Source organism: Microbacterium sp. (assembly GCF_031988965.1).
In the GTDB taxonomy this organism is placed as follows: domain Bacteria; phylum Actinomycetota; class Actinomycetes; order Actinomycetales; family Microbacteriaceae; genus Microbacterium.
Genome location: NZ_DALZXX010000088.1, coordinates 1 through 12,808, shown reverse-complemented (window position 1 = coordinate 12,808; position 12,808 = coordinate 1). Strand labels below are relative to the sequence as shown.

Genomic DNA, 12,808 nt, shown 5'->3' with positions numbered 1-12,808 from the left:
CGACCTGAGCGCGTCAACCGGATGAGACGGCGCGTCGATCCGCAGAGCCGGAGCGCACCCATGCCCTCTGAGGCAAGTCCCGTGCTCACGGCGACAACACGCCACGGGCATCTGCGACGAGCATGATCCTGCGGCGAGCGCCGCGCATGCATCGAAGGAGCTGCCATGTCCTCTTCCGTCACCGCGGCGACCCGCACCGAGGCGCATCGCCGCCTGGGCGTGCCGGCCGTCGCCTTCCTGATCGTCGCGGCGTCCGCCCCGCTCACGGTCATCGCCGGTGGATCGACGAGCGCGTTCTCGGTGACTCATGTGCTGGGGGTGCCCTTCGGATTCGTCGTCCTCGCCGCCACGCTGGCTGTCTTCGCCGTCGGATACGCGGCCATGAGCCGATTCGTCACGAACGCCGGCGCCTTCTACTCCTATGTCTCGCAGGGGATCGGACGCCCGGCGGGCATCGGCGCCGCAGTCCTCGCCCTCATCGCCTACAACGCCATGCAGGTCGGTATCTGGGGCATGTTCGGCTTCCAGGTGTCGTCGCTGATCGAGGCCAAGACCGGGCTCGCCACCCCCTGGTGGCTCTGGGTCCTCGTCGGCATCGCCGTCGTCGGTGTGATGGGGGTGAATCGCGTCGACCTGTCGGCGAAGGTGCTCGGCGTGCTCGTGGCGCTGGAGTTCCTCGTCGTGATCGTCTTCGACGTGGTCGCCTTCGCGAATCCGGCCGAAGAGCTCACTGCCGCACCGATCACGCCCGCATCGCTGTTCGTGCCCGGTGTCGGCGCCGTGCTCGCGTTCGGCATCGCCGCGTTCATGGGGTTCGAGTCGGCGGCCATCTACGGCGAGGAGTCGAAGAACCCGAAGCGCACGATCCCGCGCGCCACATTCCTCGCGGTCGGGGTCATCGGCGTCTTCTACACGATCTCGTCGTGGGCCCTGGCGATCGCGATCGGCCCCGAGAAGATCGTCGACCCCGCGGGCATCGCACCGGAAGAGGCGGGGCCGCCGCTGTTCTTCAACTTCGTCTACTCGGCACTGGGTGAGATCTGGGTCGACGTCATGTCGATCCTGTTCATCACGAGCGTGTTCGCCGCCGTCGTGAGCTTCCACAATGCCGTGGCGCGCTACGCGTTCTCCCTCGGTCGCGAGGGAGTGCTCCCCCGAGGGCTCGGAGCCATCCGCGCCGAGAGCGGTGCACCGTGGGCGGGATCCGTGCTGCAGACGGCGATCGCCGTGGTGGTCATCGTGGGTTTCGCTATCGGAGAGATCGGCTGGGATCCGGCCGGCGGCCCCTTCGCGGTGCTCACCCTGTTCACGTGGCTGACGAACCTGGGCGCCTTCGGACTCGTGCTGCTCATGGTGCTGGTCTCGGCCGCCGTGATCGGCTTCTTCCGACGCGATCGTCGTGACGTCGGCGTCGGCAGTCGCATCATCGCTCCCGCGATCTCGTTCCTCGCCCTCGGTACGGTGTGGGTGCTGATCCTGATGAACTGGGACGTGCTGCTCGGTCAGCCGACCACGACGCCGACCTCGTTCATCCTTCCCGCGGTGATCCTCATCCCCTCCATCGGCGCCGCGCTCTGGGGCCTGCACCTGCGGCGCGCGAGGCCCGAGATCTACGCGCGCATCGGCCACGGAGCCGACACGACGGACGCACCGCGACTCGGCGCCGAGGCGGCGCAGGACTGATCAGACGACGAGAGAGGGGCGGATGCCGCGGCGTCCGCCCCTCTCTCTGTGCACGTCACGCGCAGGCTGCGCACGTCACCCGCAGGTGCAGCCCGCTCCCTGACCGCATCCGCCGTCGGCGGGTTCTCCCGCACCCGTCTCCCCATGAGCCTGGCTGGACTCCGGCACGTCCATCGCCGGATTCACGTCGAGGAATCCGTACGGCTTCAGCCAGAACCCCGCGTAGTCGACCGGCATGATCGGCCAGTCCTCGGGGCGGGGGATGTGCGTGAGGCCGAAGGTGTGCCAGAGCACGAGATCCTCGCCGTCGATCGAGCGGTCGTCCTGGGTGTAGGCGGGTAGACCCGCACCTCCCTGATGGGCATTCGGATAGCGGCCGGCCGGCCATCGCTCCTCGGGGTCGAACGCGGTGCCCCAGAGGTGCTTGGTCGCGAACGCCGCCCGGGCGGCCACGGTCGATGCCGGATCGGCCATCAGCAGCGCTGTCGGCTGCGGCAACAGGTGGTAAGCGGTGGGCTTGCCCAGCCGGTTCGTCTGCGAGGCGGAACGCACCTCCCAGACGCGCGCGACAGAGGTGTCCGCGACGCGCTGCGCCTCGCTCTCCGTGCGCAACGGCGTCTCGGTCCACGTGAAGGCGTTGCCGAAGGGGTTCGCCTCGCCCATCGGGATGCGTGCGGCATCGACCTCGACCAGCCGGTTGTCCTCTCCATCGATCGCGACGTCGAGTCGCGCGCTGAAGAGGTGCTGATGAACCGGCGCGAAGACTCCGGGAGCGATCTCGGGCGCGTGAGGGTTCGAGGACCCGGGCACGCCGCCGCCGACGAACACGATCCCGGTGGCTTTGGCTTCGAGCTGGATCGAGCCGTCCAGATAGAAGTACCAGTAGAAGCCGTAGTCGTAGTTGCCGATGGTCGAGAAGTACGACACGACCAGGCGCCTCGAACGGCGGACATGTGCCCCTACCGGGCCCTGCTCGGTGTGCTTCCACAGGATGCCGTAATCCTCCTCGTGCATGCACACGACGTTCGGGATCTGCATCGGGTTGCCGTGATCGTCTGCCACATAGCCGTCGAAGTAGCGGATCACTCCGAGGCAGTCGCATCCGAGCTCGAGGTGATTGGCGTTCTTGCCGAGCAGGTACTCCCCCGCGTCGAAGTAGCTGATCCAGAACCGCGTCGGCGAGGTGTCGCCGTACGGCACCACCATCTCGGGCACGCTCGCCCTGGTCAGCACGGGACGGTCGTCGAAGCGCACGTCGTGCAGTACGAGGCCCTCGCGCGCATTGAAGTCCACGCGTAGCGACCAGTTCTCCCACGTCACGTGCGATCCGTCGACGGAGAAGCTCGGCCCTTCGGGCTGTGTGATCTCGATCGGCCTGAGCGTCGTGCGCGCGGGGCCGACAGCATCCGGCGTGTACTTCCCGCTGCCCACGGGCACCGGAACGTCGCCGTCATCCTCGATGCTGATCACCGTGTTCTCGATGAGATCGATGTGCACGATCAGTCCTTCGACCGGATGCGCCCACGCGATGTCGTCCTCGCTGTCGCGCAGGAAAGTCAGGGAGCGGATCACTCGTCGCCCCACCTCGTCCGCACGACCGACGAAGCCAGGCGCGAGCGGCGAGCAGAATGCCAGTTCCATGCGATCCGCGAGACCACGGCGGATCATCGCCGCCTGCCAATCGGCAGACGCCTTGACGATCTCCGCCGCGCGCTCGTACTCCTCGAAGAGGTACTGCGGCTGGCCGTAGGGCGGGGACATCGCATCGTGAGCTCTCGAGGACACCACCTCGCCACGCGTGACCGAGACGATCGCCTCGGTCACCTCTCCCGTCGTGACGTCGAGAAGGGTCACGTCGACGCGTCGATCGAGCGGATCGCCCGGCGACCAGACGGCGATCTCCTCCTTCGTCGGTTCGTCGGGCAGCAGCATCGGCACGCGCACGTTCGCCCCCAGGAGTCCGGCGGCGACGAGGATCTCTCGCGCTCGAGCGATCTCCTCCGCGGTCAGCGGATCGAGCGGATGCGGCAGCGCAGACGGCTCGCGACGGGACGACGCGCGCACCGGGAGGAGATCGGCGTTGTCGTGAGGCTGCACCGGCTGATGGTCGTGGGTCATGGGACGCCCTTCCGTGCGACGTATCGGTGGGCACGCGACACCGCGCCCCCACCCCGTACGCCAGATCGTACGAGCGCAGATGCGCGGCGACAACGGCTCGCGCGTCGAATGCGCAGACCGTTCGCCCTGACGCATCCGGCACGCGCTGTGCGACAAGGCCGGGCGTCCCTCAGCCGCCGACAATGATTCCGGACGCGAGCCGAGAGCCCTCGGCCAGCGCCGCGGAGACCGCCGCACTTTGATCGCTCGCACAGACCGCCCGCTTCACCGCCGACACAGAGGAGACACCGATGTCCGACTCCACCGCACACCAGACGACCGCCACCCCGGAAGACGACCTGCTGCGACGCATCGAGGCATCGGGTGACGGTCGAGAGGTGGTCGACGCCGCCACACGGGCCCCGATCGGTCGCGCACCGGTGCAGACGACCGATGACCTGGAGCGCGCGATCGCCCGGGCTCAGGCCGCTCAGCCCGGTTGGGAGGCACGCGGTCACGCCGAGCGCTCACGCCTGCTGAACGCCGCGGCGGATGCGATCGACGCGCATGCCGAGGCCCTCGCCCGCCTGCTGTCACGGGAGCAGGGCAAGCCGCTCAACGGCCCCAACGCCCGATTCGAGGTCGGCGCCTGCTCGGCGTGGCTGCGCACCGCGGCGTCGACCCCGCTGGATCCCGAGATCGTCGTCGACGACGGCACCACCCGCGCCGAGCTGACCTACCGCGCGATCGGAGTCGTCGGCGCCATCGGCCCGTGGAACTGGCCCCTCATGATCACGATCTGGCAGGTCGCCGCCGCACTGCGCATGGGCAACACCGCGGTGATCAAGCCCAGCGAGTACACGACCCTCAGCGTGCTCGCCCTCGTCTCGGTGCTGAACGACGCCCTGCCCGATGGCGTGCTCGTCGCCGTCGCGGGCGATCGGGAGATCGGCGAACGCCTCGCCTCGCACCCGGCGATCGGAAAGCTCATGTTCACCGGATCCACCCGCACGGGCCGGAAGATCGTCCAGAGCTCGGCCGAGAACCTGGCGCGTCTGACCCTCGAGCTCGGCGGCAACGACGCGGGCATCGTCCTGCCGAGCGCCGACCCGAAGGCGATCGCGCAGGACCTGTTCTGGGGCGCGTTCATCAACACCGGGCAGACGTGCGCCGCCCTCAAGCGCCTGTACGTGCACGACTCGCTGTACGACGGTGTGGTCGCTTCGCTCGCCGAGGTCGCCTCCGCGATGCCCATGGGCAACGGCCTCGACGAAGCCACCGTGCTCGGTCCCCTGCAGAACCGCGCGCAGTTCGACATCGTGTCGCGTCTCGTCGACGACGCGAGGGCGAACGGCGGCCGGGTGGTCACCGGCGGGGCTCCCGCGACGGACCTCGGCGAGCTCTTCTACCCGATCACGCTCGTCGCCGATGTGACGGACGGGGTCGCGCTCGTCGACGAGGAGCAGTTCGGCCCGGCACTGCCCATCGTGCGGTACTCGGACGTCGATGACGCGGTGCGCAGCGCGAACGGGCTGGACGTGGGACTCGGAGCGTCGGTGTGGGGAGACCGCGACGAGGCCCGCGCGGTGGCGGCGCGCATCCAGGCCGGAACGGTGTGGATCAATTCGCACGGCGGGGTGCACCCGATGATCCCGTTCGGCGGGATCAAGGGCTCGGGGTACGGGCTGGAGTTCGGCGTCGAGGGGCTGAAGTCCGTCGCGGTGCCGCACATCGTCAACGGCTGACCGCGCGCGGCTCGGGGTGAGGGGTTCCGCGCGGCGGTCGATGATCAGTGCGTCGCGCGGAACTCGCTCGGAGACACACCGAACGCCGTCTTGAAGATCCGGCTGAAGTGCGCGGCATCCGGGAATCCCCAGTGGGCCGCGACCGCCGAGACGGGCCGATCGGCGAACGCCGGATCCAGAAGGCTGCGCTGGCACTGCTGCAGCCGACGCGTGCGGATCCAGGTCGAGATCGTCGTCTCCTGCGCGTGGAACAGCGCATGCAGATGACGGGTGGAGATGTAGTGCGCCGCCGCCACCGAGGCGGGACCGAGATCGGGCGAGGCGAGGTGGCGATCGATGTACCCGTAGATGCGGCGCAGCAGCGCTCGATGCGGATCGCTCGCGTCGTCCATCCCCGACTCACGGGTGAACACGGTCGTCAGCAGGTCGACGGCGCTGTGCATGAGTCGCGCCCCGGTGGCGCCGGTGAGCTGATCCAGATTCTCGGCGAGCTGCGTGAGGTATGGAGCGACGAACGCAGCGACGCCGTCGGAGCCCGACATCCGCACGGCGGTGAGCTGTCCCATCACGTCGGCGGGGAGCGCGATCAGATGACGGGGAAGCATCATCACCATGGTCCGGAAGGAGTCGTCGAAGGCGAGCGTGTACGGGCGGTCGGTGTCGTAGATCGCGAGATCACCGGGCGCCAGCGTGGTCTCGCGTCCGTCCTGGATCAGCAGGCCGGTTCCGGCCAGCATCATGCTGACCTTGAAGTACGGGCTGGCCCCACGGGCGACGAGCTCGGGCGTGCGCTCGACCACATGCGCGGTCGCGCGCACATCGGTGATGTGCACCTCGTCGATCTGCGCGCCTCGCACGACCCCGCGAAAACGGTCGGGTCGCGTGGTCGAGACCTGCAGCGGCACGAAGGAATCGTCGACCGCGGCACGGAACCGACTGATGCCGAAGATCTCGTCGTGCGGACGCTCTTCTCGGGTGACGAGCATCTGGAGACCACCTCTCCGTCGAAGCGGGTGTCATCGTATACGATGCTGCCGTCATGGTACCTCGTGCCTCCCGCCCTGGACAAGCATCCCGATGACATCTCCGGAATTCCGTCGGGCACCCGACATGCCGCCAGGCGGAGCGTTGATACCGTCGAGGCATGTTCATCGTGGGAGTCCTCGCCGCAGTCATCGGCATCGCACTGTTCCACACCGCTCTGGGAAAGACCATCGCCGCGAACTCCGCCTCCCGAATTCCTTTCGGCAGGCGTCCATCGGTCAGCCCGCACGGGTCGGTCGCGATGCGCGCTCTGGGTGCGGGGCTGATCGTGCTCGGTGCCGTGTTCGTGGGAACCGCGGGGTGGCACTGGACCGCCATGGTCGTCGTGGCCGGCCCTCTCACCGCGCTCGCGATCATCGGCCTGCACAACAGGCGGGTGCGTCGAGGCGCAGACGCACAGCCGAGACGCTGAAAGAGTGGGTTCCGGTCCCCCATGCCCGAACAGGGGGACCGGAGCAGTCGTGTTGAGAAGGCACGCAGGCGCGCCCACCCCCATCTTCGTGCTCGAGACCGAGAGAACCCGAGGACGACGTCTGGTTCGACCGACGGAGAGCGGCGCATGGCGGCTCGACGTGCTCCCAGCGTAGGGGGGATGTCTCGCGAGCGCTGATGAGGGCTCGACCGTTGACTCGCGGCCCACAGGTTGCTAAGGGGATAACCTCGAAGGGTGCTCGAGACTCTCACCGGATTCGCCGTCGTCGGAGTCGCGATCATCCTGGGCTACGTCATCGGGCGCATCGACCTGCTGGGTCCGCATGCCCGCCATGTGCTCGGCCGTCTGATCTTCTTCGTCCTGTCGCCGTTCCTGCTGTTCACGGTGCTCGCGCACGCCGACGCGAAGATGCTGTTCTCCGCTCTGCTCCCGGTCTCGGCGATCGCGGCGGTCGCGGTGATCCTGATCCATTCCCTGATCGCCCGACTGTGGTGGAAGCGCTCGACCGGCGAGACCCTGATCGGTGCGCTGTCGGCTGGCCAGGTCAACTCGAACAACATCGGCATCCCGCTGTCGCTCTACCTGCTCGGCAGCGCTGCCTACCCCGCGCCCGTCGTGCTGATGCAGCTGCTGGTGTTCACACCCATCTCGCTCACGATCCTCGATGCCGTCACGAGTGACCGGGGATCCCTGCGCAAGACGCTCGTGCGCACCGCGACGAATCCGATCATCATCGGGTCCGTGCTCGGCACGCTCGTGTCGGTGTTCGGCATCTCCGTGCCCGAGATCGTGATGCAGCCGGCGCAGCTCATCGCCGACGCCGCGGTGCCCGTGCTGCTGATCAGCTACGGCATCTCACTGCACGGTCAGCGCGTGCTGGGAGCCGCCGGGCGACGCCGCGATGTGATCGTCGCGAGCGTGCTGAAGCTCATCGCGATGCCGCTGATCGCCTGGGTCGTCGCCGAATTCGTGTTCGGCCTCTCCCCCGCCGAGGTGCTGATCGTGGTGGTGCTCGCCGCCCTTCCGACCGCACAGAACGTCTTCAACTACTCCCAGCGCTACGACATCGGCGAGACCATCTCGCGCGACACTGTTTTCCTCACCACGGTCGGGTGCCTGCCGGTGCTCGTGCTCATCATGGTGCTGCTGGGCTGAGCGCCCGAGCCCGAGCCGGACGGCCTAGGTTGTAACGGTGGACAACCCGCTCATCTTCATCGTGCTGATCGCCGCGGTGATCGTGCTCGCGATCTTCCTGCCGCGATGGGTACGGCGCTCGACGACATCGGCGGGCGAGAGAGAAGAGCACCGCATCGCCGAGTCCCGCCGGGCCCAGACCCTGCGCGATCTCGAGACGACGATCGTCCTCCGCGCACCCGAGCCCGTCGTTCGCGAGCTGGTCGATGCGATCGTGCTGCAGCGCCCGCGTGAGTTCACGGTGCTCGGCGACGGCGGCTACGGCATCCGCTTCGTCGAACCCGACGATGCGACCGTCGTTCTCGTCTCCGACGGTTCGGTCACACGGCTGCAGGTCGCGCACTCCCGCGAGTATCTCGGTATGCCACAGGGTGCGGCGTTCTGGAACGAACTGCGAAAGCTCGTCACCGCGCGGGCGACGGCTGAGGGCATCGTCGTCACGAGCGAATCCGGGCGAGCGAACTCCGTCTGACGCAACTAGGCTGTCGTGTGCCGACGACCACCGATCCGTGCCCGCGGTCGGATCCTGACGGCATCACTTCTCCTCACAGTTTCCGTGTCTGTGACCTGCGCCGGAAAGGCTGACCCATGAGCGAATCTCCCTCGAACGATCGCACGCCCGACTTCTTCGACAAGCTGATCGAAGAGACCCCGCGCGAGCAGGCGGGCTTCACCGCCTCGTTCCGCGGCTACGACAAGGCCGAGGTCGACTCCGCCCTGAGCGCGCTGCGCAACCAGCTGCAGCAGGCGAAGGCCGATCTCGCCGACGCCGAGGCCAGGCACGAAGACACGCTCGAGTCGATCCGCGACGAGGAGCGCGCGGCCCGCGAAGAGCTCGAGGCCGAGCTGACCACGATCAAGGCGAAGGCCGCCGAGACCGAGCAGCAGGTGCTGACACTCACCAACGAGCTCGTCGACACCCCGCGTGCCGACGGCCAGGACGCCCCCTCGCGCGAGCAGTTCGAGACGATCCTCCGTGTCGCCGAGGACCAGGCCAACGTCCTGATCCAGAACGCCGCCGTGCAGGCCGACCGCCTGATGGCAGCCGCCCGCGAAGAGGTCACCACGCAGCGCGCCGAGGCCGACGCCGATGTCACGCGCATCATCGCCCAGGCTCAGCACGACGCCGACCAGATCCGCCTGAAGATCGACACGGAGTACACCGCGCACGAGGCGACGATCGAGCGCGAGGCCGCGCACGCCGCCGAGAAGGTGCACCAGGCCACGCAGGAGGCCACCGCCATCCGCACCGAGGCTGAGAAGGGCGCCGCCGCGCTCCGCTCGCTCGTCACGCGCGAGACGACCCAGCTGCGGACCGATGCCGAGCGCGAGGTGCGTGAGATGAACGCCCGCGTGCTCGAGTTCGAAGAGACCCTCACCCGCCGGCAGGACGACGCGCAGCAGGAGTTCCTGGTGCTGCACAACCAGGCCGTCGCACACGCCGAGCGCATCACCGCCGACGCCAACGAACAGGTCACCGCATCGCTCGAGCACGCGCAGCGCATCTCGGGCAAGGCCGACGACTACGAGCGACTGATGCGTTCGCAGGCGCAGACCATCGAGGCGGATGCTCAGGTGCGAGCCCGTGACACGCTCGACCGTGCGCGGGTGAAGTCGCAGAAGATCGTCGACTCCGTCACCTCGCACACCTCGCAGGTGCTGCGCGACGCCGAGGACCAGGCCCGCCAGCTGCGCTGGCAGCAGCAGCAGCTCGCCAGCTTCATGGCCGAGGTGCGCGAGCTGATCCGCCCGGACGGCATCTTCAGCGACGCGGCGCCCTCTTCAGCCTCCGCCGCCGGATCCTCGGTCGCGGCTCTCGACGACGCCGACGAGGTCATCGCCGACGGAACCTTCGCCGACGATGCCGACGACATCGAGACCGTGCATGCCGAGGTCGTCGACGAGTCGGATGACGAGTACGACACCGACGCGCGAGTCGAGGAGTTCCGCGGCGACGAGGCTCTCGACGACGAACTGCTCGACGACGACGCCGCCACGATCGACGGCAAGATCACCATCGAGGTCGTCGAGGCCGACGGCAAGAACTCGCGCTGACCCTCAACCGATCGGTGGATGCGGGGATCATCCGCTCCACGGCTACCGCCCGCGCGCCGCGGAGGGCACGCTGGAGACATGACAGACAGCGTGATCGAGGTCCGCGACCTCCGCAAGGACTACGGGGGGTTCACCGCGGTCGACGGCATCAGCTTCGACATCCGCAGGGGTGAGACGTTCGCCCTGCTCGGCCCCAACGGCGCGGGCAAGTCGACGACCATCGAGATCCTCGAGGGCTATCGGCACCGCACCTCCGGTGAGGTGCGGGTGCTCGGGATCGACCCGCAGCGCGGTGGACTGGACTGGAAGGCCCGGCTCGGCATCGTGCTGCAGTCGACCGGCGAGGCGGGCACCTTCACGGTGCGGGAGCTGCTGACCGAGTTCGCCGGCTACTACCCGAACCCGAGAGACATCGACGAGGTCATCGCGGCGGTGGGGCTCGAGCAGAAGCAGCGTTCCCGCGCCGGCAAGCTCTCGGGCGGGCAGCAGCGACGGCTCGACGTCGCGCTGGGCATCATCGGTCGCCCCGAGCTGCTGTTCCTCGACGAGCCGACGACGGGCTTCGACCCCGAGGCTCGGCGCCAGTTCTGGGAGCTGATCCGGTCTCTCAAGGCCGAAGGCACCAGCATCCTGCTCACCACCCACTACCTCGACGAGGCGGCGCAGCTGGGCGACCGCGCGGCCGTCATCGTCGGCGGGCGCATCGCCGCGATCGGTGAGATCGATGAGATCGGCGGCCCCGAGGCCCGAACTCCCGTGGTCCGCTGGATCGATGCGGCCGGTGCGGTGCAGGAGCGCCGCACGAGCGCCCCCGGTGCGGTCGTCGCCGAACTCCACAGGGATGCGGGCGAACCGCAGGGCCTGGAGATCGTGCGGCCCACCCTCGAGGACATCTACCTCGGACTCATCCGGGCGCATGACGCCGCCGCACTCACCGACGTCACGGAGCCGGCATGAGCACCACGACCGCACCCGCCCGCTTCGGTCTGTCGCGAACGATCCGTCTCGGCGTGCGCCGCATCGGCTTCGAGCTGCGGCAGTACTTCCGCGCCGGAGACCAGGTCTTCTTCACCTTCCTGTTCCCGACGGTCATGTACCTGATCTTCGCGACGATCTTCACCGGCGACATCGGCGGCGGACCGGACACGATCAGCATGGCGACCTACTACTTGCCCGGTCTGATCGCGGGAGGCATCTTCCTCTCGGGCGTCCAGGGCCTGTCGATAGAGATCGCCGTCGAGAAGAGCGACGGCACGCTCAAGCGCCTGGGCAGCACTCCGATCTCGCCCGTCACGTACTTCATCGGCAAGATCGGCGAGGTCTTCGTCACGGCGATCCTGCAGATCGCTCTGCTGATCGTCGTCGCGGTGGTCCTGTACCGCGTCGAGCTGCCCACCGACGTCGACGCCTGGGGCCGCTTCGCCTGGGTGTTCGTGCTCGGCCTGCTGACATGCGCCCTGCTCGGCGTCGCCCTCTCGGCGGTGCCGCGATCGGGGAAGACGGCGTCGGCGGTCGTCATCCCGGTGGTCCTCCTGCTGCAGTTCATCTCCGGCGTCTACATCGCCTTCACCTCGCTGCCCGAGTGGCTGCAGAACGTCGCCTCGGTGTTCCCGCTCAAGTGGATCGCCCAGGGCATGCGCTCGGCGATCCTGCCCGACTCGTTCAAGGCGGTCGAACCCGGAGGGGAATGGGCGCTCGGTATGGTGGCGATCGTGCTGGGCATCTGGCTGGTCGTCGGGATCATCCTGAGTCGCGCGACCTTCCGGTGGATCCGGCGCGACGGATGACGGGACGAGTGTTCGTATGACGCGTGGAATCCGCAAGGAGCGGTGGGGGTGGGACATCGCCGCGACCGTGCTGGTGCTCGCGGTGGGCGGCCTCTCGCTCTCACTCCCCGAGAGCTTCGCGGGATCGCGATGGGTCCTGATCGGAATCGCGGTCGGCGTCTTCCTCGTCTACGCCCTCGGCGCGCGTCCCTATGTCGGCATCAGTGACGGCATCGAAGACCCGTCGCCCGTCGGCTCCGCGACGATCCAGGCGCTGCTGATCACCCTGCTCGCCGCCGGTGTGGTGCTCGAGCCGAACATGCTGCTTCTGCAGACGCTCGTCCTGCCCCTCATCTGGATGACCTCTCGGTCGACCCTCCAGGCGATCCTGGTGACGATCGGCAACGGCATCGTCCTCGCGCTCGCCTACGCCGCGTGGGGAGGGTGGGTCGCCGATGCCTTCGCGGGCGGCTTCCTCACCGCGGGCCTGTCGACGGCGTTCAGTCTGGCACTCGGCCTGTGGATCACGCGCATCGCGGAATGGGGCACCGAGCGCCAGACCCTGCTCGCCGAGCTCACGGCTGCGCAGGCGGGCCTCGAGACCGCCAGCCGCGAGGCGGGTGCGATGGAGGAACGGGCTCGGCTCGCGCGCGACGTGCACGACACGATCGCGCAGAGCCTGACGAGCATCGTCATGCTCGCCGAGCGAGCGCGTCTCGACGGGTCGCCCGCGGCGGTCGGACTCATCGAGGATGCCGCGCGCGAGGCGCTGCTCGAGGCCCGCGCCCTGG

General features: G+C 68.5%; 11 protein-coding genes. 9 read left to right on the top strand and 2 right to left on the bottom strand.

What is annotated here, in order from left to right; translation table 11 throughout:
* Positions 1–165 precede the first annotated feature (165 nt).
* Positions 166–1,683, top strand: a complete 1,518-nt coding sequence (locus RTM68_RS13150) for an APC family permease (RefSeq protein WP_312171609.1) — start codon at positions 166–168, stop codon at positions 1,681–1,683.
* Between the two features lie 75 nt (positions 1,684–1,758).
* On the opposite strand, the gene RTM68_RS13145 is transcribed toward RTM68_RS13150, so the two are convergent.
* Positions 1,759–3,801: a primary-amine oxidase gene (locus tag RTM68_RS13145; RefSeq protein WP_312171607.1), complete on the bottom strand. Its 2,043-nt coding sequence runs from the start codon at positions 3,799–3,801 to the stop codon at positions 1,759–1,761.
* A 290-nt stretch (positions 3,802–4,091) separates the two neighbouring features.
* Here RTM68_RS13145 and RTM68_RS13140 point away from each other — a divergent pair, with 290 nt between their 5' ends.
* Positions 4,092–5,525, top strand: a complete 1,434-nt coding sequence (locus RTM68_RS13140; RefSeq protein ID WP_312171606.1) for an aldehyde dehydrogenase family protein — start codon at positions 4,092–4,094, stop codon at positions 5,523–5,525.
* A gap of 44 nt (positions 5,526–5,569) precedes the next feature.
* On the opposite strand, the gene RTM68_RS13135 is transcribed toward RTM68_RS13140, so the two are convergent.
* Positions 5,570–6,511 carry a helix-turn-helix domain-containing protein gene (locus RTM68_RS13135; protein WP_312171604.1) on the bottom strand — a complete coding sequence of 314 codons (942 nt, stop codon included), beginning with the start codon at positions 6,509–6,511 and terminating at the stop codon, positions 5,570–5,572.
* A 158-nt stretch (positions 6,512–6,669) separates the two neighbouring features.
* Between RTM68_RS13135 and RTM68_RS13130 the strand changes: the two genes are divergently transcribed.
* The 7 genes from RTM68_RS13130 to RTM68_RS13100 form a co-directional block, all read left to right on the top strand.
* Complete coding sequence (locus RTM68_RS13130) at positions 6,670–6,981, top strand: hypothetical protein (RefSeq protein ID WP_312171602.1); 312 nt, start codon at positions 6,670–6,672, stop codon at positions 6,979–6,981.
* A gap of 255 nt (positions 6,982–7,236) precedes the next feature.
* Positions 7,237–8,157, top strand: a complete 921-nt coding sequence (locus RTM68_RS13125) for an AEC family transporter (RefSeq protein WP_312171600.1) — start codon at positions 7,237–7,239, stop codon at positions 8,155–8,157.
* A 37-nt stretch (positions 8,158–8,194) separates the two neighbouring features.
* The gene (locus RTM68_RS13120; protein WP_312171598.1) at positions 8,195–8,668 is read left to right on the top strand and encodes a hypothetical protein; all 474 of its coding nucleotides are present in this window, start codon (positions 8,195–8,197) and stop codon (positions 8,666–8,668) included.
* Between the two features lie 116 nt (positions 8,669–8,784).
* Positions 8,785–10,251, top strand: coding sequence for a cell division initiation protein (locus tag RTM68_RS13115; protein WP_312171595.1), 1,467 nt, complete (start codon positions 8,785–8,787; stop codon positions 10,249–10,251).
* 78 nt (positions 10,252–10,329) lie between these two features.
* Positions 10,330–11,208: an ABC transporter ATP-binding protein gene (locus tag RTM68_RS13110; protein ID WP_312171593.1), complete on the top strand. Its 879-nt coding sequence runs from the start codon at positions 10,330–10,332 to the stop codon at positions 11,206–11,208.
* Positions 11,205–12,038 carry an ABC transporter permease gene (locus RTM68_RS13105; protein ID WP_312171590.1) on the top strand — a complete coding sequence of 278 codons (834 nt, stop codon included), beginning with the start codon at positions 11,205–11,207 and terminating at the stop codon, positions 12,036–12,038. The genes RTM68_RS13110 and RTM68_RS13105 overlap by 4 nt, the downstream gene beginning before the upstream one ends.
* A 16-nt stretch (positions 12,039–12,054) precedes the next feature.
* On the top strand, positions 12,055–12,808 hold a 754-nt coding region (locus RTM68_RS13100; protein WP_312171587.1), incomplete at its 3' end, for a histidine kinase.

Bases quoted from the DNA above. Each gene is read 5' to 3' on its own strand.
- RTM68_RS13150 (WP_312171609.1), top strand. From the start codon at position 166: ATGTCCTCTTCCGTCACCGCGGCGACCCGCACCGAGGCGCATCGCCGC.
- RTM68_RS13145 (WP_312171607.1), bottom strand. From the start codon at position 3,801: ATGACCCACGACCATCAGCCGGTGCAGCCTCACGACAACGCCGATCTC.
- RTM68_RS13115 (WP_312171595.1), top strand. From the start codon at position 8,785: ATGAGCGAATCTCCCTCGAACGATCGCACGCCCGACTTCTTCGACAAG.
- RTM68_RS13130 (WP_312171602.1), top strand. From the start codon at position 6,670: ATGTTCATCGTGGGAGTCCTCGCCGCAGTCATCGGCATCGCACTGTTC.
- RTM68_RS13140 (WP_312171606.1), top strand. From the start codon at position 4,092: ATGTCCGACTCCACCGCACACCAGACGACCGCCACCCCGGAAGACGAC.
- RTM68_RS13110 (WP_312171593.1), top strand. From the start codon at position 10,330: ATGACAGACAGCGTGATCGAGGTCCGCGACCTCCGCAAGGACTACGGG.
- RTM68_RS13105 (WP_312171590.1), top strand. From the start codon at position 11,205: ATGAGCACCACGACCGCACCCGCCCGCTTCGGTCTGTCGCGAACGATC.
- RTM68_RS13135 (WP_312171604.1), bottom strand. From the start codon at position 6,511: ATGCTCGTCACCCGAGAAGAGCGTCCGCACGACGAGATCTTCGGCATC.